At 62.1% G+C, this 24,200-nt stretch carries 17 protein-coding genes and 1 pseudogene; 10 read left to right on the top strand and 8 right to left on the bottom strand.

Annotation, left to right across the window (positions count from 1 at the left end; all coding sequences use genetic code 11):
* Positions 1-365: 365 nt before the first annotated feature.
* The 5 genes and pseudogenes from AC13CR_RS02190 to AC13CR_RS02170 form a co-directional block, all read right to left on the bottom strand.
* Positions 366-1,337: pseudogene (locus tag AC13CR_RS02190) on the bottom strand (IS481 family transposase).
* A gap of 576 nt (positions 1,338-1,913) precedes the next feature.
* Positions 1,914-4,040, bottom strand: a complete 2,127-nt coding sequence (locus AC13CR_RS02185) for a TOMM precursor leader peptide-binding protein (protein WP_482900715.1) — start codon at positions 4,038-4,040, stop codon at positions 1,914-1,916.
* An 18-nt stretch (positions 4,041-4,058) separates the two neighbouring features.
* Positions 4,059-5,420 (bottom strand): radical SAM/SPASM domain-containing protein, encoded by a 1,362-nt coding sequence (locus AC13CR_RS02180; protein WP_292957152.1) that lies wholly within the window; start codon positions 5,418-5,420, stop codon positions 4,059-4,061.
* Positions 5,421-5,524: 104 nt separating this feature from the next.
* On the bottom strand, positions 5,525-5,746 hold the full coding sequence (locus AC13CR_RS02175) for a hypothetical protein (RefSeq protein ID WP_292957155.1): 222 nt from the start codon (positions 5,744-5,746) through the stop codon (positions 5,525-5,527).
* A 553-nt stretch (positions 5,747-6,299) separates the two neighbouring features.
* The gene (locus AC13CR_RS02170) at positions 6,300-6,878 is read right to left on the bottom strand and encodes a GNAT family N-acetyltransferase (protein ID WP_292957158.1); all 579 of its coding nucleotides are present in this window, start codon (positions 6,876-6,878) and stop codon (positions 6,300-6,302) included.
* A gap of 410 nt (positions 6,879-7,288) precedes the next feature.
* On the opposite strand from AC13CR_RS02170, the gene AC13CR_RS02165 reads away from it, so the two are divergent.
* Complete coding sequence (locus AC13CR_RS02165; RefSeq protein ID WP_482900714.1) at positions 7,289-8,089, top strand: GNAT family N-acetyltransferase; 801 nt, start codon at positions 7,289-7,291, stop codon at positions 8,087-8,089.
* Here the strand turns inward: AC13CR_RS02165 and AC13CR_RS02160 are convergent.
* Entirely contained in the window at positions 8,081-9,250 is a 1,170-nt protein-coding gene (locus AC13CR_RS02160) for a glycosyltransferase (RefSeq protein ID WP_298855718.1), read from the bottom strand. The genes AC13CR_RS02165 and AC13CR_RS02160 overlap by 9 nt on opposite strands.
* A gap of 411 nt (positions 9,251-9,661) precedes the next feature.
* Here AC13CR_RS02160 and AC13CR_RS02155 point away from each other — a divergent pair, with 411 nt between their 5' ends.
* The 9 genes from AC13CR_RS02155 to AC13CR_RS02115 all read left to right on the top strand — a co-directional run bounded on the left by AC13CR_RS02155 (position 9,662) and on the right by AC13CR_RS02115 (position 21,127).
* Positions 9,662-10,810, top strand: coding sequence for a right-handed parallel beta-helix repeat-containing protein (locus AC13CR_RS02155; protein WP_446233507.1), 1,149 nt, complete (start codon positions 9,662-9,664; stop codon positions 10,808-10,810).
* 179 nt (positions 10,811-10,989) lie between these two features.
* On the top strand, positions 10,990-12,198 hold the full coding sequence (locus AC13CR_RS02150; RefSeq protein WP_292957170.1) for a polysaccharide biosynthesis/export family protein: 1,209 nt from the start codon (positions 10,990-10,992) through the stop codon (positions 12,196-12,198).
* Positions 12,199-12,257: 59 nt separating this feature from the next.
* Positions 12,258-13,556, top strand: a complete 1,299-nt coding sequence (locus AC13CR_RS02145; protein WP_293015047.1) for a beta-galactosidase — start codon at positions 12,258-12,260, stop codon at positions 13,554-13,556.
* Between the two features lie 14 nt (positions 13,557-13,570).
* Positions 13,571-15,250 (top strand): GumC domain-containing protein, encoded by a 1,680-nt coding sequence (locus tag AC13CR_RS02140; protein WP_292957176.1) that lies wholly within the window; start codon positions 13,571-13,573, stop codon positions 15,248-15,250.
* Positions 15,247-16,488 (top strand): polysaccharide deacetylase family protein, encoded by a 1,242-nt coding sequence (locus AC13CR_RS02135; protein WP_292957179.1) that lies wholly within the window; start codon positions 15,247-15,249, stop codon positions 16,486-16,488. Before AC13CR_RS02140 ends, AC13CR_RS02135 begins: the two co-directional genes overlap by 4 nt.
* The gene (locus tag AC13CR_RS02130; RefSeq protein ID WP_292957182.1) at positions 16,485-17,882 is read left to right on the top strand and encodes an O-antigen ligase family protein; all 1,398 of its coding nucleotides are present in this window, start codon (positions 16,485-16,487) and stop codon (positions 17,880-17,882) included. Before AC13CR_RS02135 ends, AC13CR_RS02130 begins: the two co-directional genes overlap by 4 nt.
* Positions 17,879-19,093: a glycosyltransferase gene (locus tag AC13CR_RS02125; protein WP_293015050.1), complete on the top strand. Its 1,215-nt coding sequence runs from the start codon at positions 17,879-17,881 to the stop codon at positions 19,091-19,093. The genes AC13CR_RS02130 and AC13CR_RS02125 overlap by 4 nt, the downstream gene beginning before the upstream one ends.
* Positions 19,090-20,232, top strand: coding sequence for a glycosyltransferase family 2 protein (locus AC13CR_RS02120; protein ID WP_446233506.1), 1,143 nt, complete (start codon positions 19,090-19,092; stop codon positions 20,230-20,232). Before AC13CR_RS02125 ends, AC13CR_RS02120 begins: the two co-directional genes overlap by 4 nt.
* Positions 20,222-21,127, top strand: coding sequence for a sulfotransferase family protein (locus AC13CR_RS02115; protein WP_446236132.1), 906 nt, complete (start codon positions 20,222-20,224; stop codon positions 21,125-21,127). Before AC13CR_RS02120 ends, AC13CR_RS02115 begins: the two co-directional genes overlap by 11 nt.
* A gap of 5 nt (positions 21,128-21,132) precedes the next feature.
* Here AC13CR_RS02115 and AC13CR_RS02110 read toward each other — a convergent pair whose 3' ends face one another.
* Complete coding sequence (locus AC13CR_RS02110) at positions 21,133-22,665, bottom strand: lipid II flippase MurJ (RefSeq protein WP_292957193.1); 1,533 nt, start codon at positions 22,663-22,665, stop codon at positions 21,133-21,135.
* A 5-nt stretch (positions 22,666-22,670) separates the two neighbouring features.
* On the bottom strand, positions 22,671-23,651 hold the full coding sequence (locus AC13CR_RS02105) for a sugar transferase (protein WP_292957196.1): 981 nt from the start codon (positions 23,649-23,651) through the stop codon (positions 22,671-22,673).
* Positions 23,652-24,200: the final 549 nt, after the last annotated feature.

Raw genomic sequence — 24,200 nt, 5'->3', positions numbered from 1 at the left:
TCAACAACAGACGCTTGCTGGAACCCATCGGTAACATCCCGCCAGCAGAGGCCGAGGCAAACTTCTATGCCGCTCTGGAAAGATCAGACATGGCCGCGTAACTAAGACAAATCAGCCTCCGGAAAACCCGGCGCGGTTCACCAATTGAGTGCGACAGGCTCTAGTGGGCAGCCACAGGAGTTGGCGGGTACGCCCGGCCGACTTGGCTTAGTCCCCAACGCAATATTCCCGAAAGCTCTTGAAGACCATTGCGCGAGCGAGGATGGTAGGTAGCGTGCTAGAAAAGTCCTGCGCTCATGCTCTTCTGAAATCTGATTTCGACCTACGGCGCGTCGCTGGCGAACAAGTCCGCGCCGCACAATGACCTACGTGTCACATCCCGCGTGATTGTAGACGCGTTTTCTGAACAGCTCTGGCGTTTGGCGCTGCCAGTCCTTGAGGGCATCGACAGGTGTTCGGCCCTTGAGGACTGATTGCGGGAGCTGGCTGTTGTAGAGGTGGACGTAGCGCAGGATGGTGTGTTTGAGGTCCTCGCCGCTTCGGAAGCGGTGGCCCTGCAGGACATACTCGATCCGGCCGTTGGAGCGTTCGACCGTGCCGTTCGTCTGCGGCCGCATCGGGGGTGCGAGGCGGTGCTCGATGCCGAGGTCGGCGCAGAGCAGGTCGAACTCGTGCTGTCCTGTGGGGCTGCGCTTGCGCAGGCCGAACAGTCGGTCGGTGAAGGCCTTGCCATTGTCGGTCAGAACCCGGGTGATCTTCATCGGGGCGGCACGTTCGAGATCGCGCAGGAAGCGGCGTGCATTGGCCGCGGTCTGCGCCGGGTAAATGCGCACGAAGACCCACCGTGTGGCGCGGTCGATGGCCACGAAGAGTTAGCGCCGCCGCTCCTCGTCCGCCATCTGCGGCAGGTATTTCACGTCGACATGCAGGTAGCCGGGCTCGTAGGCCTTGAAGGTGCCGTGCGTCGGCTTCGGCTCTTTCGGCTTCAGCGCCCGCAGGTTGCCCAGGCCATGGCGCCGCAGGCAGCGGTCGAGGCCCGAGCGCGAGACATTCGGGTTGAGGAACTCGCGCACCACGGCCAGCAGGTCGTCGAGCGGCAGCAGAAGCGCCTTGCGCAACGCCACCGCAACGGCCTCCTGAGGCGGCGTCAGCGTCGTCTGCAACCGGTGCGGCGTGTGGCTCCGGTCGTGAACGTCCTCGCGGTTGCGCCACTTCCACACCGTCTGCTCCGAGATGCCGTAGCGCTCGGCCACCATCCATGCCGGTTCGCTGCTCGCCTGGATTGCGGCCCGGATCTTCGGTGTCGTCGTCGCCTGCTTGTGCAGAGAGATCAGCATACTCTCACCCCGTCCAGAATCTCGCGCAGGACCGACCTTGCCATGAACAGGGCGGATCGGCGAGGGTTCATGTGATCATCCGGGATGGAACAGCTAGTCTGGCATCTCGGGAAAACCGACGAACTGCTGAACTTTCGGGGGGTAGCTCACTGAAGAGCAAATTACGCGGCCAACACGCGGGACGTGAGCCAATCCTCGATCTCCTGATCAAGAAGAATTGGCTCGTGTCGCGGGTTGACAGCCCCGACACATGGACGACCTCAGGGTGGCTGAAAGAGATTACCGACTTGCGCAATGAAATCGTCCACCGGCGGCCATATGGGTCAGTTTACTGCCTGCAATCCGTGCCGGGGCGGCACGGGTCTCGCCAGCAACCGGTCAGCCGAGCATGTCAAAGGACCAAAGGTTGGACAAATATAAAAATCAGGAGGTCCGCAGGCATCTTTCACCCCAGTTCCGGATCAGTATGGTACATGGCGGCGCCGCCCTTTTTCTAACGGGGATCAAGGCGTTCAGGTCGATTGGTTTCGCCGGCGGTCGCGGACGACGCGAACGCCAGGCAATCTGGCGGTACGTCTAACAAAAGGGATGCGGTGCAGGGTTCAATGTGCCCAGCGGCAGGTGGCGGAGCCGCGCCGAGCCCAGATGCAGCATCCCGAAGCCGCAGGATAGTGGCAGCAGGTCGGTCACCAGGGCACGCACGACACGAATTGACGCAGCCGCCACATCGCGAGGTGTGAGGTCGGCGAGCAGAACCGTCAGCCCCTGTTCGTCGAGCCGTTCAACCAGATCATCCAGCCCCGTGATCGGCAGCGAGGGATCGACAACCGACGGGTGGTACGCGGCATGACGCAAGAAGGCGACGTGCTGCGATGGCGGCCCAAGATAGTAGCAGGCGTGATCGATGAATTGCCCCCGCCGCACCTCCTGGGGCAGGCATGGGCGTGGACCGCTTTCCTCGTGCAGCATTCTCGCAAGTCCAAGCCCGGATGAGGCCTGTTCCAGCACCGCTTTCGCCGCCGCGCGCCGGATATCGGGATCGGCTGCAGAGGTTGCCGTCAGCCCGGGCCAGCGGATGCCATCACCCGTCGCCATGCACATGATCACCGGCACGCCGCCCGCGCCATCCAGCAGATGCAGCGCGACAGAGGCACCGGCCTGTCGCAGCCGCGCGATGATGCCCCGCGTTTCGGGGTTGCACAGATCCTGCGGCAGCAGGCGCCCGGCGTCGCGTCGCAGCCAGGCGGTCAGGACCGCGTCGCGCTCGATCACTTCGAGGATCGCGCGCATTGCCGCGCTTTGCTGATCCGCGCCCGCCGCCAGGCCGTTCGAGGTCATCTGCTGAAGATGGTTCGAATATCCGGCCGGAAGCCGGTAATAGACCTGCTCGGCCAGCACCCAGGTCCGCGCCCCGCTGCACGGATTGACGGCGGTGGTCCAGAAAGCCTGCGCCTCGGGGTCGAAGGGCCGGAAGGGAAAATCCGGTTCGGCATATTGACTGCGGCCGTAAAGACCGATCTGGCGGGGGTCCAGAACCGGGCCGTCCAGATCGCGCATCCGTGCCCGGACCAGCGTCCGCGGGTCGCAGCGGGATGCGGCATAACGCTCGAAGGCTTCCCCGATCGCGCTGATCATCGCCTCGTCTTCCGTCAGGCCCTTGCCGCAGGCGGGTTCGGCCGCGATGGGATCGTCGCGGAAGCCGCAAAAAGGCGCCACCTCGGCCACGGCGATGAAAGTTCCCGGCAAAGGGCGCGGTCGATCGCGCAAAACCGGCCCGACGAACACCCCGGTCTCGAGGTCCAGCCAGTCGCGGAACCTTTGCCGCGGACCCGTGCACGGCCCGGCGGATCTGCACTGGGTCGCAACCGGATCCTTCCCGCAGGTGCTGCAAAACGGCATGGGGATGAAGCCATGCAGGCTTGATGTCTGGGCTGCGAGATCGAGGATCCGGATTTTCCCTTCCAGAGCCCCCGCCGCATCCGCAGCCAGATGCCGGCAGATCTCGGCAGAAAGCGATCGGGCGAAGGATCGCGACACTTCCGGACCGGGTCGGGAATGATGCACCCGGGCCAGCCCGTCGGCACGCGCCCAGGCTGTGGGGTCGGGCGCGTGCGCACGGCGACGCTGCCGGGCACAGAGCCAGCATCCGGCCAGACCGGCCCGCGAGACGGGGCCGGCGAAGCCCTTCGCGCCAATGATCTCGGCGCCCAGAAACGGGATTCCCGCACGGCGGCATGATTGCTCCAGCTCGACTTGCAGGACCGGCCTTCGCGGAGCAAACGCGCCGACAACCAGATCCAGATCCGGCGAAAGCGGCGGGTCGCCGCGGTTCGGGGCGTCCCGGCCGGCGTCACGTCCCGCAACGGGAGCCCACACCGACAGGTGCGCAATGCCGCAGGAGACGAGTTCCTCAGCCAGCGGGGAAACCCAATCGGCGTCGCCCGCCAGCAGGACATGCCCTGATCGCGCCGGTGCCGGGGCCAGCGTTTCGTCTGCCAGCCCGGTCAGACCCGCAGTCTCGAGAAAGTCGATCAGCTCGCGGAACGAGGCCGTTGAGTCGCCCCTCGCGGCATCGATTCCGTCCGACAGCAGCGTTTCGACCATTTCCCGGATCGCCCCGCCGTGCAGCATGACGGGGCCGGCGCCGGTCAGGGTCAACACACCGTCCGGCTGAAGGTGAATTCGGTCCCGCAGCAGGCGCATGATCGCCGCGCCCCGGTCTCAGGCCACAGCGGGCAGGGACGGATCACCGGCGGCCCTGTCCATTCGCTCGAAGGCAGCGGCCAGAAGCAATCTCTGGGCGATGTTCCGTTTCGAGCTGGGGCAGGGCGCCCGGCCCTCGATCCATTCCTTCGGGCAGGCGCCGCCGCAGACGGGCAGCAGGGGACAGCGGCTGCATCCGAAGGCGCCGGCCTCGACCTGATCGTTGAAACTGCCGAGAATGTCGCGCACCTCGGCCTGCCGCTCGCCCGTGGTCAGATCGCCGATGGCAAAGCGGTTCGGCGTGCCATAGCTGGGCACGTAAGAGACCTCGGTGCAGTTGAACAGCGTGCCATGCGCATCGACCAGCGCCGCGTCGGGCTGCACCGCAAGACAGACCACGGGCTGCCGTTTGGGAACCAGTGGCACGGAAAAGCCCATCCGCTTCATCTCGACAAACCAGGATAATTCCCGTTCGGCGTAGTCTGCGGGCTCCAGGCTGCGGCGCTGTGCGTCATTGCCCCAGGAATGGATGGGGGCGGTGTAGAACTGAACCGCGCGCTCCAGTCCCTCGTCGCGCAGTCGTCGCAGCAGCGGCACCACGTCCGAGGCGTTTTCCCGATCGACATTGCAGCGCACCTTGATCTCGATCGGCGCATCCTGGGTCGTCGCCACAAGCTGAACCAGATTGGCGAGGATCCGATCGAAGGTCGGCTTGCCGGATTTCGTGTGGCGCCGCCGGTCGTGATGCGGGGCTGTCCCGTCCAGCGAGACAGTGACCGAGACGACCCCGAGCGGCCCGACCAGATCGGCACCGATCTTCCGCGACATGGCCAGCCCGTTCGTGATGATGCTGGCGCGATATTCGACGCCACGTTCCTGACACAGGCTGCGCAGCTGCGGCGTCAGCGAACGCATCTGCTGAATGCCCGACAAGGGCTCTGCGCCGAACCAGCACAGGTTGAGCTCGGCGAAAGGACCGCGGTCCAGCCGCGCCTCGACATCGCGCAGGATATCGGCCTCGTTCGCGCGGCTCAGATTTGTGCGCTCGTGGGTCTGACCGCAATAACCGCAGCCCAACTGACAATGTGCCGTCGGCTGAATGACATAATTCAGATGCGGATTGACCCGGATCCCGTCCCGGTTCCGGTCCAGAATGGTGGATAATTCTGCCTCGGCCTCGGGCACCAGGATTTCGGCCTCGGAAAGCTGGGTCAGGACATCGCTGTTCAGCTTGTCGAATCCGCCTTCGCGCAAGACCGTCCATATGGCCTGCGGCACTTCGAAGATCTGCCCCGTCCGGGTCGAGAAGAGGACATGACGATTTTCCTCTCCTTCCGCGAAAACCGGCGACGCAATGACATATCTGGAGAGTTTCTGCATGATCCCATGCCTCTGGAAAATGAGTTTCGGGGCAGCCAGCGCGTGATGACATCGGATGGCCGGCGGATCGCAAGCGTATCCGCCGACGCAAGACCGCAATGGTCTTATTTCGCGATGCCCGACTTGTCGCGAAGGGCCGCTTCGGCACCGCCGCAGCCGCTGTTCTGGCAGCCGGTGTTCTGGTCGGACAGCGCCTTCAGCCGGCTGAGCTGCGAATCGGACAGTTTCGAGGCAGCCGCGCCACTGGTCATGCCTTCTACAGCGGTATTCAGATTGAGCCTTGCCTGGGCAAGGGCTTCGACGATGGAATCGAGTTCTTGAGCCATTCTACGCACCTTTGATACGAGTGAAGAACCGCGCCCAGCATCCTTTGAATATCCGTGGCGCGAGACTTTTTCTTTTGCTTTCCAGCCTGATTTTTAAGCAGGCTTCAATGATTATCTATATTATTATCTGTTCGTCAATACATATTAAATTAGCCAGGAATTTATATATTGACAGGACGCAAATAATAAATTGCATTGGATAATTGAATAATTTTCGGAATGCCAATGGTGTTCACTATCTGCTTGCCAGGAATCACGCAATCGCCGAAGCCACGGGTCACCTTCGGTCGGGTTGATTCCGCAGCGCGACAGGATAAACCGCCCCGATCGCAAGGTTGCTTCCGGTGGTGGCAGCAGCCGCGCCGCCGTGACAGGGGCCGGAATTTCCAGCTTGCGGTGATCCGGGAATCGGCAGGCAGGGCGGTGGGCGTGGATTTCCCGCAAATCCGGAGGGTGTCGGGGCTCTGGCCAAGACCGAGATCGACGCCGCCCTCATACCGGCACATCGGCCGCCGGGCGGGCTGGTGAGCCGCCCCTCAAAAACCAGGGAAAGCTATCCTACCCAGGTTCGTGTAGGAACCTCACGAGACCATCGGAAGCCAAGGAACTTGTAAACATCCCAGGCCTTTTCTATCTGATCGTAACCGAATTTCCGGCAAAGCCGCCATGACGGTTCGTTCCGGGAAGAAATAGTGGTAATTGCCGCCGACAATCCTTTATTCTCGAAGTAATCGTACATTCCTTGTAATATGAAAAGTGAAACAATAGACCCGCGGCTGCCGGGCGAAACATATCCCGCGAAGTGAAAAAACTCTCCGGGCTTGACGTGAACCGTATTTTTCCAAAGATGTCGATCGTAGAAATCATCTTCGGTGGCAAATATGTAACCAAGAACCGAATTATCTTTCGTGGCGAAGAAGGCTATTATATCTTTCTCGATATATTCTCGAAAAAAATCAGCCCTTTTAGGAAAGGTCTTGATCATCGGAGCTATTTCGGGTTGCGTTTTCGCAATATGAAGTTTGATGCCTTTCGGGTTCATTTTCTTGTACTTGTTATCACGTTCGACCGGCTTTCTGAACGTCAGGATGTGGTCGATGTCGAAGATCTTGTCCTTGAAGACTTTCTTCATCCGGTACTTTGAAAGGTTTTTAACTGGAGATTTGGGCATATTACGCGCTCCCTTGTAGAATCCGCAAAACTTCTACGCTACACTCTGCCTCGGTCGGCAGCGTAAAATTTTACACACGGGGGATCTTCGTGAAGGTTCATTTTTCTCAGGACGTTGCGGCTCCGATCGTTCAGAGTGCCAACACTCTTGTCCAGACATGGCCTTCCGCGTCCATCATGCAGAACGCTGTCTGGCCCAAGATCGCCGCACCCTCGCAGATTCAATCCTATCGTTATTTCGTTTGCTCCGACAAGGTTGGGGATGTCGTTTCCGCAGGATGGGTTCGCCTGACCAGGCTTTATCGCGGACGATTCTCCGCATCGCTCAAGAGGGGGCCGTGCACCCGGACGCCGGAGGATCTGGCACGGATCATGCCGGCGCTTGAAGATGCTCTTTATCGCATGGGCGCCATTTCGGTGGCGGTGAATCCGCATTGGCAGGATGAGGATGCCGAGACCTGCGAAGACGTCTTGATGCGCGGCGGCTATGCCAGGGTGCCATCGGACGAGCAGACGTTGCCGAGCGCGACGGCATTGATCGACCTGGATGGATCCGAGGACGCGCTTTTGGGCAGCTTTTCGCAGCGACGGCGGCGGGACCTGCGCAGTTCCGGAGGCACGGAGGTCGAGGTGCGCCCCGTGGCGTCGTTGGCCGAATCGTCACGGCTGAGCGAGATCATGCGGGAAATGGCCCGGACGACCGGGTTGGAGATCGATGGGCAGCATGATTTTTCTGCCCATTTCCGCGTGCTTCAAGCCCATCCGGGCTTGGGAACGATGAATGCTGCGCTGGTCGATGGAAAGATTATCGGCGGTTCGGTCAGCTATCGCGAGGCGCAGCGCAGCTATGCGCTGCTTGTTGCCACGTCACCGGGTATGCGCGGCGGCCGCAGCACGTCGCTGTACTGGCAGAATATCCTGGATGCCAAGCGGCAGGGCAGCAATGTGCTTGATCTGGTGGGCTATCCTGACCCGCGTCTGTCGGGATCCGGCGAGGCTGCGGGACGTCAGGAATTCAAAGACAGCTTCCGTCCCCGGATCGTGACGCTGCCGCCGATCATGAAGAAGGTGCTGCGCCCCGTCGAGGCAAGGGCCTATCGCGAGTTGAGGCGTCTCTATCGCCGCTCTCGCTGGAAGACGCAGATAAAGGCGATCATCCACCGATCAGCATGACGGCCCCAGAAGGTCCGAGAATGCGGATTCGTAGGCTTCCACCGCGGCCGTGACGGTGAAGTCGCCGGCGACTTGCCGGCCGGCCGCCACATAGGACCGACGAAGCTCTGCATCCGCCGTCACCTCGATCAGTGCTCGGCCGAAATCTGCCGCCGTGTGACGTCGCACCAGCCTTCCGGCCTTGCCGTCACGCAAAAGCACCTTCGGCCCGACCGGGCAATCGACGCTGATCACCGGCACCCCCGCCGCCATGGCTTCGACGATCGCGTTTCCGAAGCCTTCCCGGCGCGAGGTGCACAAGAAGAGATGGGCGTTTCCGAGCCGCTGGGGAACATCGCTCGCAAAGCCCGGCAGCGAGACGGAATTTCTCAGGTCATGACTGTCGACGACGCTTTCCAGGCGGGCGCGATCGGGCCCTTCACCGATGATCTCCAGGGTTGCCCCCGGCCTCTGCTTGCGCAGCACGGCAAAGGCCTCGATCATCAGGTCAAAGCGCTTCACTTCGGCCAGTCGCCCGACGCTGACAAGTTTCGTGGCATTTTCCGGAATATTGCCGGGCGGCTGGATTTCCTCGACAACCGGATTGCGCAGACATCGGAATGGCGGGCATCGATTGCCCAGAATATCTTTCAGCTCATCCCCGATTTCGGCCAGCGGCGCCACGGCGAGATCGGCCAGCGGATAGGTTCCGCGCAGACCCAGAAGCCGCAACTGCCGCCATTTGGATTCAGCCAGATTTCCGGAAAGGGGCGTATGTTCGCTGATTACCGATCTGCATCTGGCGAGTTTTGCCGCGGCAGCGGCATAAATGTTGGTGGCGGTCGTGGCGGTATAAACTGCGTGCACCCGCTGGCGCCGCAGATGCCATGCAATTTCCGCTATACACGACGGCGCACGCCGATTGCGAAGCACAATGACAGGCGTGTCCTTCAGCAGATCCAGAAACTCGCCTTCCTGGCGCTGCAGGATGACCAACGGTTCGAAGACGTCGCGGCGCAGGCTGCGAATCAGGGTGACGCAAAGCCGTTCGACGCCACCGTGCCGGAGGTGCGGCAGGAAGAACGCCACCCGTTTGGGATCAACGCCCTTCATGAGCACAAATACGCGATCTGGACCAGGAAATTCGTCGCCGCGGGTCCGATGTGCATGTTCCTCAACCACAATTCATCCACACAAGGTCCACTTTCCGCTTCGTTCAGGCAAGCGAAATCGTGCCGCCATCTTGCTGCATCTGGCAAGAATCGGCCTTTTCAGCCAGCATCCGCCGGCGCCCGGTTGCACCGCGACCGCAGTTTTGTCAGGCGCTAACTCGGTTTCCGAGTGCTGTGGTTGATCGAAAGCCAGACTGTGCTGCCGACGACCGTGTCACCGGCGCCGCAGGCGAGAAAGGATCGCTCGTCGTTTCCGACCTCGTGCAGTCGACTATGGCGAGAGCGTGCCTGGGCGCATCTCGTCCGTAAAGCTGTCTTGCGCCTGCGCAGCCAGAATTTTGTTTCCCACAGTTTCAGGTTTGTTTTTGGACGACACCAAGAGAATGGCAGATGCCATATCACGAAATGACAAGGAACTACAATGCCGCAATACGACAATATTATCGAGAACGTCACCTACAACAGCACCCTGCGCCTGACCGGCAGTGAATGGGATAACACGCTGGTGCGCAACGTCGTGATCGAGAATGTCAATGGAAACGGTGCGCTGCTTCGGGACGTCGATAATGTCACCTTCGAAAACGTCACCATCAGAAATGTCAGCGGAGATGGAATCAAACTGAGCACCCAGGGTTCGACATCGAACGTCGTCATCTCGAACAGTGACATATCCCGGGTTGGAGAAGACGGGATCAACGCCGGACAGCGATACGAGCAGGGGGTATCGCATCCGGGACTTCAGATCATCGGCAACACCATCGACCAGACCGGCCTGAACGGTGGCAATGACGGCCTGCGGCACGGTATCTATGTCCAGAGTCGCGATGTCCTGATCCAAGACAATCGCGTGACCAATTCAGAGGATGGAAACGGCATCTCTGTGCGCAGTTCCGGCATCGTCAAGGACAATTATGTCGAAGGCTCGAATGACAGCGGGATTGCGTATTTCGCGGATCACATGGGCAGCGACGGCACCCTTCGGATCGAAGGCAACACGGTGGTCGACAGCGGCTATGGCAACGGCCGTTCGGATATCGACCTTCTGTCGGTTCCGAACCAGAACTATCGCGTCGATTCCTTCATCATCAACTCCAACAATCTGGAGAGGGGCGCCGCGGGCGTGCGCGTCGGAAATGGCTATAACGACGCCGTTGTCGACATCAACGGAAACGTTACCGGAACCGGAACCATCAGCAGTGACAGCGGCAGCGAAAGGCCCGTTTCGGCGCCGGCCGTCGATGACGGCCTGTCGTCCTCGACGATCCAGGGAGATAACGGCAGCAATATCCTTCGCGGAACCTCGAAAGACGACAGCTTCTACGGACTGGCCGGTGCCGATGTCTTTGTCATGGCAAAAGGCGGCGGGACCGATACGATCGAGGATTTCCAGCCGGGCGTTGACCGGGTTTTCGTCTACGGGTTCAACAACGCAAACTCGGTCGGCGATCTGCTTTCGCTCGTAAGCGAACGGGACGGCGACACGGTGCTCTCCTTCGGAAATGGCGACAATCTCGTCTTCGCCGACACCAACCTGAACGAATTTTCGTCGGGCGATTTCCTTTTTGGCTAAGTCCTGACCCCGCGTCCCGTCGGTTTCCCGGCGGGGCGCATCCCCCCTGCGACGCTGATCGCCATATGGTCATCCCGCCCTGTTCTGCGCGTGCGGACGAGTGAAGGCTTGACTTGCAGCATGGCTGCACGTCACGCTCTGTTACGGTTTGTGCGGTAGCTTGGTGGGTGGAAAACCTGATGTTCAGAGTCTCGCGTTGGGCCATTCTGCCTGTCGTCGCACTGGGTCCGATCCTTCTGACGCCGCCCGCCCTGGCCGACGAATATCTCATCAGTCCCGGCGATGAGCTTGATCTGTCGGTCTTTGCCCGCCCCGATCTGTCGCGCATCTATCGGGTTCGATCGGACGGGACGATCTCGATGCATATTGTCGGCACGATTCCCGCCGCCGGACGCACGCCGGCGAAGCTCGAGCAGGAAGTCGAGGCACTTCTGGCGACCGCGTTCTCGGATTCGGAATCGGTGACGCTGGAAGTGGCGTCCTACGTGCCGATCATCGTATCGGGCGACGTTGAAAACCCGGGCAATGTCCCGTTTCAAGCCGGGATCGACGTGCGCTCTGCCGTGGCGATCAGTGGCGGAATGGCCGATCCGGCAAATCTTGACAATACCAGCAGCCGGATGCGCGTATCTGACGAGTTGGCCAATGCCGAGGTTCTGTCCAAGCGGCTGGCCGCGCTGCAGGTGACGCGTGCGCGCCTGATCGCCGCGCGCGACGGCGATACGACGATGGAAATCAGCGACGAGGTCCAGAAGCAGCTGGATGAAAACCAGGCCGAGCCACTGGTGACTGCGGCAGCCACGCTGCTTGCCGCGCTTGGCGAGGTTCAGGACGCGCGCCGCCAGGCACAGGGCGACCAGCTCCGGCTGGCGCGGGAAGAGGCCGAGGCCTTCGCCGAGCGTCGCACATTGTTGAACAACCAGCTCGACACGCTTCTCAAGGCTCTGGCCGATCAGCAAAATCTGCGCGACCGCGGCCTTGCGCGGTCGGATCGCGTGGTCCAGTTGACCCTGGACACGTCCCGCCTGCGCGTTGACATCCTCGAATCGATCGGCCTGGAAGCGGCCGCGCGACAGAAACTTGAACGCGCGGCTTCGGCGCCGGCCACGGATGAGACACAGTTGCGGGCAGACCTCTCGGGGCTTCTTGCCGAGACCGAGGCCGCGATCCTGGAAACGTCCACCCGGCTTGAGCGATCCCGTGCCTTCGTGCGCGAATTCGCAAGCAGCGCCGACATCGCCGAAGAGTTCGATGTAAGCGTGACCTATCGCATCTATCGCCGGAACGGCGAGGCCACCGAGGTGGTCGAGGCAGGGCCCGATACCCGGCTTCACCCCGGCGACGGTCTGGAGGTGGTGCGCATGGTCGATATCCCTGGGGCGCCGTGATGTGGGGCGGGGTTTTCGCGGGTTGCGCCGCTTTCTTGGCGATCGTGGCTTCACCGGTCATGGCCGATGTTGATCTGGCGAAACTGAGTGTCACACCAAACCCACGGCTGGGTCTGGCCTTTCCCGGTTCGCAAACCCGCTATTACAGAGCCATCGCCGAGGCCGGGATCGGCGTGACCCGTCTGTCGGCTTCCTGGAGCCGGATCGAGCCGCGCCAGGGTCGTTTCGACTTCGTCGGCCTGGACCAACGTGTAAAGGCGCTTCAGGATCTTGGCATTCAGCCGTTCCTCACCTTTGAATCCGACGCCGATTGGGCAACCGACAAGGCCACGCAAAAGGTCAAGAACGCAATGCCCACCGACCTGGGATTGTGGCAAAGGTTTATCCGGACCGTCGTGGACCGCTATGATGGTGACGGGACGGGCGACATGCCGGGTCTGCGGTTTCCGGTCCGCTATTATCAGGCCGCGAACGAATGGATCAGCGACAGCAACCGCTCGGGTGGCTGGGCCGCCTCGCCGGACGATCTGATCTCTTACGTCAATGTCGCGCAGGCGGCGGTCAAAGCCGAAGACCCGGACGCGATCTTCGTGATGGGCGGCATCGCCTCGTTCAATTCCGATGTGCTGGTGGTGCAGCAGGAGCGCAAGAATATCGAGGTTCGCCAAAGCTGGAGCAAGACGTCCGAGACCGTTCTTTCGCAAGCGCAGATGCTTGGCCCCGAGATCCGCGCCATCATCGTCGACAAGGTTCTGCCCGTTCTGAAACGCAGCAGGTACGATATCGCGTCGGTGCATCTCTACGGTCCCGAATCGCGTGACATCGACCGGCTGACGCTGGTGCGAAGGCTTTCGGGACGTCCTGTCCTTTCGACCGAATGCGGCGGCCCGACGCTTGATTACGGCGGGACCTATACACCCGAAGCGCATTTTAGGGCGGTCATCCAGCGCAACCTGAATGTCTTGTCGACCGGCGCGCCATTCTGTTTGTGGTTCCGTCTGGGAGAAGGTCCCGGCGCGACATACGGCAATACCCGCACCGCGCTGTATGAAGGGCCCGGGCGACCGAAGCCCGGCGTTTACGCCTATCGCCTGCTGTCGCGCCTGATCGATCCCCAGGCTCAGGTCCGCCGCGAGGCTGACGGGCTTTTTGTCATACGGCGTGGCGACGCGACGCAGATTTCGGTCGCCTGGGGTCCGGCTGCGCGCACCTTGCGCGATCAGGCACGCGGTCAGGGGGCCGATATCCTGTGCCTCGCCGAACCCGGTCGTGGCCTTCTGGCCGCTGACCCCGGACGCTGCAAGGCCGATGCGATGACCCTCTCCGGTTCCGGACTGAACGCGATCCTCTCTCCTTAGGCGGTTTTCATTTCATGCTCGATCACTACAGAGAATTGCTGCGCCATTTCTGGAAGACCATCGTGATCGGCGCGCTGGTCGCGGGTGGCCTGACCCTGGCCCTGTCGATGCTGCTTCTGCGAGCGGCGCCGATCTACGAGGCTTCGGTGACGCTGAACATGCAGCCTTCCACGGAAGAGCTTCGCTTCAACAGCAGCTTTCTCGGCGTCAGCCAGTTCAACCCGGCCACGATCATCGCGCAGACCCATATCGAACGGCTGCTGTCGCGCAAGGTCGCCGGCCGCGCCATCGACATTCTGACAGAGGAAGCCGGCGGCACGCTGCAAATCGAGCCTCCTACCGCCTTCAGGCGATTCAAGGCTGCGGTCTGGCGCTGGTACAACATTCTCAACTTCGGCTACTTCCAGCCTCAACCCGTCAGAGAAACCTATATCAGCGACCTCCTCGGCGCCACCAAGGTCGAGACCGTCGAGGGTTCGTATATTCTTCTGGTGTCGGTATCTCACAGCGATCCCGCCCTGGCCGCCCGCGCAGCCAACGCGTTGGCGCAGGCCTATGTGGACCAAACCCGCGATGAGTTTCGCACCGATGCGGCCCAGGTCGACGAAACCCTTCAGAACGTGATCGCCGCGCGCGAGAAGGATCTGGCCAGATACGCGGCAGAATACCAGAACACGGCCAGCAATTTCGGCATCACCAACCTTGATCAGGAACGATCCATCATGCTTGACACGCGCGCGGCCGCCCGCGCCGCGTTGCAGAATGCCGAGGTCGAACTGGCCCTTCTGGATACGACGATCGCCTCGCTCGAGGCTTCGATCACGCGCGCCTCGGATGCCGAAACGGTGCGCCAGTTGCGACAGACCCTGGCGGAAACACAGGCTTCCCGCGCCGGGAACGAGGCCCGGCTGCAATTCCGCAGCCAGCGGGTCTCGGATGCTGATCAGGCTCTGCGAGAACTGAAAACGGCCGGCGAGGCGCTGGCACAGATCGAACAGCGCATCACCGAGACCGAGGCCGATCTCACCGAACTGCAAAATCGTCAGGTGGCCGCAGGGGTCGCGCGCGAGGCGCAGTTGTCGCAGATCCGGACCATCGATTCTGCAAGCGTTCCCGTCTATCCGAAATTTCCCAAGGTTCTGATAAACACGATCGTGGCCACCATCCTCGGCAGCATCCTGGTGCTGGTTCCGATTGTCGCGATGGACGTGCTGGGCGATCGTGCCCGAACATCAGAGGATCTGCGCAGGACCCTTGGCACCCGCGTCCTGCCGCCGGTCACGCGAAGGCTTCTGCGCCAGGCCCGGCGCTATCTCGATGGCGGCAAGCCGGGCACGGCACTGCAGCGCTATGCCCATGCAGTCGGGCGGCGCTTCGTTTCGGACAGCCCCCACCGCTGGCCGTCCAAGGCGCTTCTTGTCACCGCATTCGGCACGCAGGCCGATGTCACGGCCCTGCATGACCTTTTCAAGGCGGTGCTGAAGATCGCCGCACCGACTGCTGCCGATGGCGGTGTTCCCGAGGCGGTCGAATTGCCGCCGATCGCGCGGATCGCGGATTGGAGCGTCTACAAGGATCGCCAGGTGGTGGTCGGCCTGCGCTCTGGCGTCGTGGATCGCGACGAACTGAACGCCCTTGGCCGCAGCGATGCGGTCGCGTCAGGGCCGGTATCCTATGCGACCTTGCTGCCATGAACCCGGTCCCGCATTCGCCGGCCGACCGCCGGACCTGCCGCAAGAAAGCCTTTCGTCGCGCGGCACTGATCGCCCTCTGCGGCCTTGTCGCGGGCGCCGTGGGAGTTACGCTTGGTCTGCCTGCCCTGGGTCTGGTTCTTGCCCTTGCGGGTTTTCTTCTGGCGTGGCGCGCGCTGCGCAAGCCCGGTGGCGTGCCGATTCTCGTCTATCACAGCGTTTCACCCGATGCGGGCTGGCTGCCCTGGGCCAGAAACATATCGGTCCGTCCGGAAGTGCTGGATATCCACCTTCGCACCCTGCGACGCGACGGCTGGAACATCGTCTCGACCGAGGATCTGGTCGCGGCGCGCGCGAACGGTGCTTCTCTGCCCCCGCAGGCGGTGGTGCTGCAATTCGACGACGCCTATCTTGACAACTATCTTTTCGCCGCGCCGATCCTGCGCCGCCACAACGCCCCGGCGACGATCTTTGCCTCGGTGGATTTCGTCGAACCGGGCGAGGTCCCGCGGGGGGCCGACCGCTCCTGCGGACCGGAGGCCTGGCAAGGCTATATGAATGTCGCCGAGTTGCGGCATCTTGATGCCGATCCGCTTTTCGCGGTCGAGGCGCATGGCACCAACCATGCCCGCATCCCGGTTTCGGATCGGACGTCCGGGCTGGTCGGTCCTGACTGGAAACGCCATGCCCCGCTGACCTGGGCGACCGATCCGGAAAACAAGTCGCGCTGGTTCGAGGCCGTGACACCGCCGCCTTCGCTCCGGCCCGACGCATCTCTGCCCGAAACCGACTCGGCGCTGGCAGGCCGATGGTGGCGTGACGGCTCGGCCGAGGACGAGGCCGCGTTCCGGGCCCGCGTGTCGCAGATGCTGAGCCAGGCATACCGGGAACTGGCGGCACTTCTGGATCGTGCGCCGCGCGTCATGGCCTGGCCCTTCGATCGCTTCGATCCCGTTTCGGTCGATGCCGCGCAAGAGGCGGGTTTCGTGGCGGTCACTGGCGGTCGCCAAGACAACCGGCGCGAAGACCACGTCCCCGGCAATGGTCCCGTGATCCTCAGCCGCGTTCATCTTCAGGACCGGGCCTTCGGCGGCGGGCCGCTGTGGCTCGAGGCGCTGGCGCTGCGGGCCCGGGTCAACACCGCCGCAGGCTGGCTTGTCTGGCATCCGGTGACGGCACTTGCCAACCGGCTGCGCCGCCGCCGGCTGGGGCCATCGGGCTATGACAGGGTGGCGTCGTGACAGGGTTCCTGCGCTTCATGCCATTGACGCTGGGCCTTGCGGTTCTTGCGGCGCTGATCGTGATCGTTGCCGGGACCATAACCAACCCGGTGGCCGCGCTTGCCCTTCCGGTCGGGCTGTTCTCGGGCCTCTTGCTGTTTGCGCAGCCGTTTCTGGGAGTGCTGGCGCTGACGGTGTTCTCACATCTCGACGCCATCCAGAAACTGTTCTTCGGCTTTCTGCCGGTCTCGGCCTTCAAGCTGATCGCCGCAGGCACCTCGCTGGTGGTGCTGGCCCGAGCGATCGACATGCGAAACAGCATTCGGACAGCCGCCCGCGATCCGGTGGCCATGTTTGCCTTTCTGACGACGGGCATGGCCGTCGTCAGCATCGTGGTCGCCGAAGATCGAGGCCTCGCCATCGATACCGTCAGCACCATGGTCAGCCTTTTCCTGTTGTTCACGCTGGTGGTCACGCTGGCTGACACCCGAAAGAAGGTCGAGATCCTGATCTGGATGCTGGCGATTACTTCGCTTGTATCGTCGCTGATCCTTCTGGCCGAAATCGCAACGGGCACCACCCTCGTGGCCCAGTCCGATGCGGCCACCACCGCGCGCACGGCCGAGGGGTTCCAGCGATCCTCGGGGGGGTCGGATTACAATCCGACCACCGCCGCCTCGATGCTTCTGGCCGGGGTGGTTTTCGCGCTTGCACACATGCTGGCGACGCCGCGGCTGCGCGGCTACATGCTGATGATCGTCGGCCTCGGGACGGCGGCGATTGTTCTGTCCTTTGCCCGGTCGGCCTTTCTTGCCTATGGCATCGTCGTGATCTTGCTGGCCTGGCGCTATCGGCGGGCGCGGTTCATGCCGCTTTCCATGATGATCGCCCTGTTCTGCCTGATCGCGGCCATTCCATTCATTCCGGTAGAATATTTCGAACGTCTGGGTTCGATTTTCGGCGGCGGGTCCGGGCGCGACTGGACGCTGGGGCGGCGCATGACCTATAATCTGATCGGGTTGGATCTGCTTGTCCAGCGCCCGTTCCTGGGCGTCGGACCCGGCAATTTCTACTACCATTTCACTGATAATGCTTATCGCTACCTGCCCGGCCGGACTTTGCTGGGGCGCGAATTGCACAACATGTATCTTTCCGTCCTGGTTCAATACGGCATTCTGGGCGCCCTGCCGTTTTTCGGTATGATCGGCTATGCCTTCAGCCGCATCAGGGCCGTATGCCGAAACCCGGCGGATGAACGGCTAGGGGTCATGGCGCAGGCGCTTGCCTACGGGTTCGGCGCCTATCTGATCGCCAGCCTGTTCCTGCCGAATGAATACACCAAATATACCTGGCTGCTGCCGGCTTTGTGCACTGCGCTTTATCGTGTGAATGTTCAGGAGCTTGCGCGGAAATGAGAATCCTTGTCGTTGTCAGCGAATTTCCGAAACTCACCGAGACCTTCGCCTATCGCAATGTGGTCGAATATGGCCGGCTTGGCCATGATGCCCGGATCTTTCACATAAAACCCTTCCGAAAGGCAGAGATCGTGCACGGCTTCATCAACGAACTGCTGCCGCGGGCCTTCACTTTTCCCTTTCTCGGCGGCCGGACCCTCGCGGCGCTTCTGGCCGAAACCTTGCGCAGGCCCGGCCTCATGGCGCGGCTCGTCGCACAGATAGCCGTGGCACACAGGCGCGAGCCCCGGCGCGGGCTTGCGGTGGCGGCTCTGTTTCCCAAGGCGGTCGCGCTTGGCCGATGGTGCCGAACGAACGGAGTCCAGCATATTCACGCGGAATTTGCCGGCCACCCCGCGAATGCCGCACTGATCGCATCCCGGCTTGCGGGAACAGAATTCAGCTTTTCGGCCCATGCCAACGACATTTTCGTATCGCAGGCGCTTTTGCCCGAAAAGGCGCGAAAAGCCGCGTTCGTCCGGTCCATAAGCGCCTATAACATTCGCTGGCTGACCAGACTGGCCGGGTTTCCGGCCGACAAGTTGCGTCTGATCCGCTGCGGCGTCGTTCGCGAGACGCTGGATGCGCCAGCGCCGAACCCGCCTGCAACCGACGGGTTGCGAATTCTTTATGTAGGATCGCTGATCAGGAAAAAGGGCGTCGCGCATCTTCTGGACGCCCTCGCGCTGCTTCCGGCAGATATGCGCTGGCAGGCCCGCATCGTCGGTGGCGGCGATCTGGCCAAGGCACTGCAAACCCAGGCCGCGGATCTTGGGCTGTCCGAAAAGGTTCGGTTCGACGGCCCGCAACCCGCCGAGATCGTGGCAGAGGCCTATCGCGATTCCCATGTGCTCGTGGTGCCGTCGATCCCCGGAGAGAATGGCAGGGTAGAGGGGATTCCGGTTGTCCTGATGGAGGCGATGGCGCATGGCCGGGCGGTCGTTGCCAGCAACCTTTCGGGCATTCCCGAACTTGTCGAACCCGGCCGGACCGGTTGGCTTACCCCACCGGGCGATGCGCCGGCGATCGCCGCGGCGCTGGGCGAGATTGCCCGGAACTGGGATGATGCCGCCGCCATCGCCCATGCCGGGCGTGGCCGAATCGCGGACGAATATCTGATCGAGGAAAACGCCGCGGCCCTTGCGCGGGAAATGGAGCGTTCTTGCCGATGACAGTCTTGTTCTGGGCTTCTGCGATTGCGTTGTTTTACAGTCTCTTCGGCTATGGGATGCTTCTTCTGGCCCTGTCGCGGCTTCGCCCAAGACGAACCCCGCCCGCCGGTCCTGGGGACCCGCCGAATGTCAGCTTCCTGGTGGCCGCCTATAACGAGGCGCCGGTGATTGCCGACAAGGTCGAGAATACTCTTGCGCTGAACACAGGCGGGGCGGACATCGAGTTGATCGTCGTCTCTGATGGTTCGGCGGACGAAACCGCCGAGATCGTGCGCAAGGTGGACGACCCCCGAATCACGGTGCTTGAACCCGGTCGTGTGGGCAAGGCGCAGGCGCTTGCCCAAGGACTGAAATGCTGCACCGGCGACATCGTCGTCTTTTCGGATGCCAACGCAATTCTTGAAAAGAATTCCCTGACCGCGATGCTGCGCCACTACGCAGACCCCGAGGTCGGCGGCGTGTGCGGACAGATCACGGTCGAGGGCAAATCGGGCGGTATCGGTTTTGCCGAAAGCCTTTTCTGGCGCTATGATCAACAGCTCAAACACGCTGAGTCGCGCCTGGGCGGGGCCATCTCGGCGCAGGGCTCGGTCTATTCGCTGCGTCGCGCACTTGTCCGTCCGCCGGCGCCGGGATGCACCGACGATTTCGTCATATCGGTCGGCGCCGTCGCGCAGGGCTATCGCCTGGTTTTCGAACCCGATGCCAGCACCGTCGAGAACGTCACCGAGAATGTCGGCAACGAGATGCGTCGGCGCATCCGTTCCAGCGAACGGGGCTGGCGCAGCCTGCTGCAAAACGCCGGCCTGATGAATCCACTGCGCCACGGCTGGTATGCATGGCAGCTTTTCTCGCACAAGCTGATGCGAAGGCTGAACCCTTTTTTCCTGATCCTGCTGTTCGTTTCGAACCTGGCTCTGATGGGTCAAAACCTCTTTTATCTTGCGACCGGACTTTTTCAGATCGCCTTTTACGGGGTCGCGGCAGCCGGACTTGTCTGGCCGCATCTTCGCCGCAACAAGCTGGTGGCTTTGCCTGCCTTCTTCACCTTCGCTCACATCGCGTTGCTGATAGGAATCCTGCGCTGTCTTTTCGGCAGGCAAAGCGTCTTGTGGACGCCATCGCGCGATGGCGGCTGACCCCGCCTCGGGAAAGCGCGCCGTTTTCGTGCTGGGGCTTCAGCGCTCGGGCACGACCTGGGTGGCCAACATGCTGCACGGTTCGGGATCTGTCGCGGCCGTTGCGGCCGAGGATCATCGCGGCGTTCATGAAAGCCTTTTCTTTTCCCATTTTGCCCGCGTCTTCACGCCGCTTTCGGATCGCGATACATGCGCGGCCTTCCGCGCGGCCTTTGTGTCATCCGATTACTGGCTGCTGGGCGGGCTGCCCGATGAAACCCTTGATGACATCATGTCATCGGCCAAGGACCACGCTGCGGTATTCGAGGCGATGATGGATGCCGTTGCCGATCGTCAGCAGGCGCCGCTGTGGCTGGAAAAGTCGCCCCATCACACCCTGCTCGCGCGGGCCCTTGCGCAACGTTTTCCCGCCGCGCGGTTTGTCTGCGTCATCCGGGACAGCCGCACCCTGATCGCGTCACGGCTTTCGGCTTATGGGCGCAGTCCACGGAGGGGACCAGGGCGGTTGGTCGATATCGTGCGAGGCGCACTCGCCAATGCACTTCATACCCGCTATCTGCGCCGCTTTGCGGCTGATGACCCGCGCGCGCATCTGGTCCAATACGATGCGCTCGCCGCCGATCCCGACGGGGGGCGGGCGGCGCTGGTCCGGGCGCTCGATCTTCCGGTGTCACCTGACGCGCTTGTCAGCCGTTTTGCGGCCAATACCAGCCATGATCGCGACCCTTCGACCCGACGTCTGTCCCGCACCGACCGCGCCGCCGTGGCGCTTGGGGACGCATTGGGCCGAATTCTGCCCATTGCCCTTCTTGGCGGGATCGAACGCAAGCGGCGGCAGGCCCGCGGCGCCGACTGGCCGGATTGGGTCTGGAAGCGCAGTGGGTTCAGACCCTGATGGCGTCAACGCAGCCGGACGCGAAACGCCGTGACCGCGACGCCAAGCACCGCCGATCCCGCCAGACCCGAAACCAGCAAGCCGGACAGGGCCGCGCTTTTGCCGTCCAGGGCAGTCCATTGCGACAATAGGGGGCCAAGCCATGCGCCGGCCGCGATCGCCAGGCTTGCCGTCAGCGAGGTGGCCATCAACGGGCGACTGATGCTGGCCGGACGCAGGTCAAGGAACACGTTTTGCCGCCTCAGCCACAGCGCGATTATCAGGACGGGCCCGATCGGGGTGATCACCAGCGACAGCGGAATTCCGGTCAGTCCCAGCCAAGGCACCAGGATCCGGAAAAGCACGGCGCGGATCACCATATCCGCGATCGTGGCGACCAGCGCGATGCGCACGACGGGAAGCGTGTCGTCTGCCAGCACCCGGACATACAACATCCGCACGACCAGCGCGCCGAGGGGCGCAACCGCCATCCAGCGTGTCAGTGTCACGACTTCGGCCCGGATTTCGGCGGCTTCGAACGCGCCGTAGCCCAGCACCAGTTCAATGATACCGGGGGCGTTCACCACCACACCCACCGTCACCGGCAACATCAGCGAGATGCCTGCCCAGACCGCAATGTTGAACCGCGCATCCAGTTCCCGGGTCTCTCCTGCGGCGCTGCGCCGCGACAGATCGGCGAAGACGACCAAGGTCAGCGCCATGGCCAGTGTATTGCCCAACAGCGCGCCCAGACGTTGCGAATATTCCAGCATGGCAACCCCGCCGGGGCCGGTCCACGCGGCGAACGCCGTTTCCAGCCACAGCACCACCATTGCGCCGCCCGCAAGCACGACGGCGGCGGCGGCACGCCGTGAGACCGAACCGGAACGGCGGATGCCGGTCTGTATGGGCGCTGTGCGGCTTAGCCGCAGAGCCATCAGAAGAAGCATTCCGGTAACCAGGACTGCCCCGAACGTATAGGCGCCTGCCGCCAGCTCCGCGAGACCGCCTGTGCCCAGAAGAAGGGCCGCCGCCACGGCGGCACGGGGCAATTGCCGCGACGCCGCAGCGCCTCCGAACTGCTCGCGGACATTGCAATAGGCGGCCAGCGCGACAGTAGCGACGGTCGCCGGCAATGCCAGTGACAGAATTCGCATGACGCGCGTCGCCAGTGCCGCGGTTTGGGCATCGAATTGTGGCGCGACCGATGCGACGATCCATGGCGCCCCGGCAATGAAGATCGCAGCCAGTGCCGTGCCCGCCAGCAAGGCACCGCCCCCCGATCGCATGATGATATGCCAGATCCCGGCGCCGGCGGCGGCCTGCGCCGCGATCAGCGGAATGAAAACGGCCACGACGATCTGGTTGAGCGCCTCGGTCACGGCGGTGATCAGGCGCCGCCCCAGAAGGAAGGCGTCGGCCTGCGGACCGACGCCCATGCGGCGCGCAATCAGGTGAGACACCAGAATCGCCAGCAACAATCCCAGAAACTGGCCGGCAAACTGCGCGCTGCCCGAACCCAAGAGAGACTTGCGCCGGGCCTGCGTCATCGCTGTCATCGGATTTATATGCCTGCTTCCTGTCCGGCCAGTTCGGGCTGCCTCGACTCGATTGACCAGGCCACGCGAGGCGGAATGATCACCCTGCCCAGAGCATACCGTTCAATGACAAATGCGTCGACTTCGTTGACGGGCTTGTAGTTGAAAATTCCCGGCGCTCCGGACTGTGTCAACTTTACGCGCGCCCGGCGCAAGGCGCCGGAATGCAGGCGGATCGCCAAATGCCCATCCGATGGCAGGTCAACCCCCCTCACCGACAATGACGACATATCGATGCGATGAACGAGCGACGGCTTGTTCTGCACGATATCAGAAAGATAGATGTCCTTGAACGCCGAGGTCTTCCCGGTGGAAAATCTTTTCGCGAATTTCACCGATTTCTTCCCGATCCGATGCAGGATGGAGCTTCCGATCCGGACCAGCAGCGAAAGCTCGGCTGCAATATTCACCGGACGATTGACAGCCAGATTGTTCATTCGCGCGCGTATCCGCTTGCTGGCGCCGTGACCGAAGCACGCCTGGGTCGGACCGATCAGCCCGGGCCGAACGTCGAACCGCTTCTCGTATCCCTTGATGCGCCGACTCTCGATCGCCGCGATCTCGGGGCGCACGGGGCGCGGTCCGCAGATATTCATGTCGCCACGAATGATATTCACAAGCTGCGGAAGCTCGTCCAGCCGGACCTCGCGCAGAATCTTTCCAAGTCGAGTTTCGATATTCGCATCGGCGGGCAGGGTGCGATCTGCGGTGATCGCCCGCGCGCGCTTCGGGCACAGGGTCCGGAACTTGATGATCTGGAACGGGCGTTGATTCTTTCCCATCCGCGGCCCGAAATAAAGGATATTCGGACCCTGGGTTATCAAGAGCAGGAAGGCCAGAAGTAGAATTGTCGGGCTGAGTGCAACCAGAAGGAGGGTCGCAACGGCAACATTATAGAGGCGATAACCAAACGGCCACGTATCGCGAAAGCCAATGACGGAACTCATAATAACCTCGATACCGCTAAATTTTTATCTTTCTGATCTTGCAGGCTGGGAGGGCGCTAAGTCAACTCCACGTGAACGGCTGAAACCCGCTTTCTTGCTACCCGAGGACCGCGAAAAAGCGCCGATCAGCGCAGGCCTCTCCTCTTCCAGAAAGAGATGGACAAGGATTTCGGAAATTAAAATATTCATTCAGTTAGGGATAGGTGAAATTCAGGCAACGGTCTTGGGTGGACGGCGCCAGTAGCGTCGTCCATTTCGTGGCAGAAAAGTTTCTGGCAAGGCAAGTGCCGGAGGCTCTTCTTTAAGATTAATTTAAAAACATATTTCCTCCGTGGGTTGAGGTAATCCCAAGCAAATGCAGTTGCTGATTCGCTCGACCCTGGGCCACGACCGGCATCACCCCCGGGATTGTCGATTCTGCCAACCGCAAGTTGAAGCCGTGACCCGGGCGTTTCGAAAAAGTTGGTCACGCCGTTCATCGGTTCCCAAGACGTCGCTGCGCCCTGTGCGCCAATCTGCGAGTTGGTGACGTTGACCGAGCCTGTCGCA

The sequence above is a fragment of the Paracoccus sp. L-17 genome (assembly GCF_056857655.1).
Note: the sequence above shows the minus strand (reverse complement) of the source record. Positions and strands in the feature narration are given on the sequence as shown.

Coding starts and splice junctions, on each gene's coding strand:
- AC13CR_RS02185 (WP_482900715.1), bottom strand. CDS start 4,040: ATGCGCCTGCTGCGGGACCGAATTCACCTTCAGCCGGACGGTGTGTTG.
- AC13CR_RS02180 (WP_292957152.1), bottom strand. CDS start 5,420: ATGCAGAAACTCTCCAGATATGTCATTGCGTCGCCGGTTTTCGCGGAA.
- AC13CR_RS02175 (WP_292957155.1), bottom strand. CDS start 5,746: ATGGCTCAAGAACTCGATTCCATCGTCGAAGCCCTTGCCCAGGCAAGG.
- AC13CR_RS02170 (WP_292957158.1), bottom strand. CDS start 6,878: ATGAAGAAAGTCTTCAAGGACAAGATCTTCGACATCGACCACATCCTG.
- AC13CR_RS02165 (WP_482900714.1), top strand. CDS start 7,289: ATGCCGGCGCTTGAAGATGCTCTTTATCGCATGGGCGCCATTTCGGTG.
- AC13CR_RS02155 (WP_446233507.1), top strand. CDS start 9,662: ATGCCGCAATACGACAATATTATCGAGAACGTCACCTACAACAGCACC.
- AC13CR_RS02150 (WP_292957170.1), top strand. CDS start 10,990: ATGTTCAGAGTCTCGCGTTGGGCCATTCTGCCTGTCGTCGCACTGGGT.
- AC13CR_RS02145 (WP_293015047.1), top strand. CDS start 12,258: ATGGCCGATGTTGATCTGGCGAAACTGAGTGTCACACCAAACCCACGG.
- AC13CR_RS02140 (WP_292957176.1), top strand. CDS start 13,571: ATGCTCGATCACTACAGAGAATTGCTGCGCCATTTCTGGAAGACCATC.
- AC13CR_RS02135 (WP_292957179.1), top strand. CDS start 15,247: ATGAACCCGGTCCCGCATTCGCCGGCCGACCGCCGGACCTGCCGCAAG.
- AC13CR_RS02125 (WP_293015050.1), top strand. CDS start 17,879: ATGAGAATCCTTGTCGTTGTCAGCGAATTTCCGAAACTCACCGAGACC.
- AC13CR_RS02120 (WP_446233506.1), top strand. CDS start 19,090: ATGACAGTCTTGTTCTGGGCTTCTGCGATTGCGTTGTTTTACAGTCTC.
- AC13CR_RS02115 (WP_446236132.1), top strand. CDS start 20,222: ATGGCGGCTGACCCCGCCTCGGGAAAGCGCGCCGTTTTCGTGCTGGGG.
- AC13CR_RS02110 (WP_292957193.1), bottom strand. CDS start 22,665: ATGACAGCGATGACGCAGGCCCGGCGCAAGTCTCTCTTGGGTTCGGGC.
- AC13CR_RS02105 (WP_292957196.1), bottom strand. CDS start 23,651: ATGAGTTCCGTCATTGGCTTTCGCGATACGTGGCCGTTTGGTTATCGC.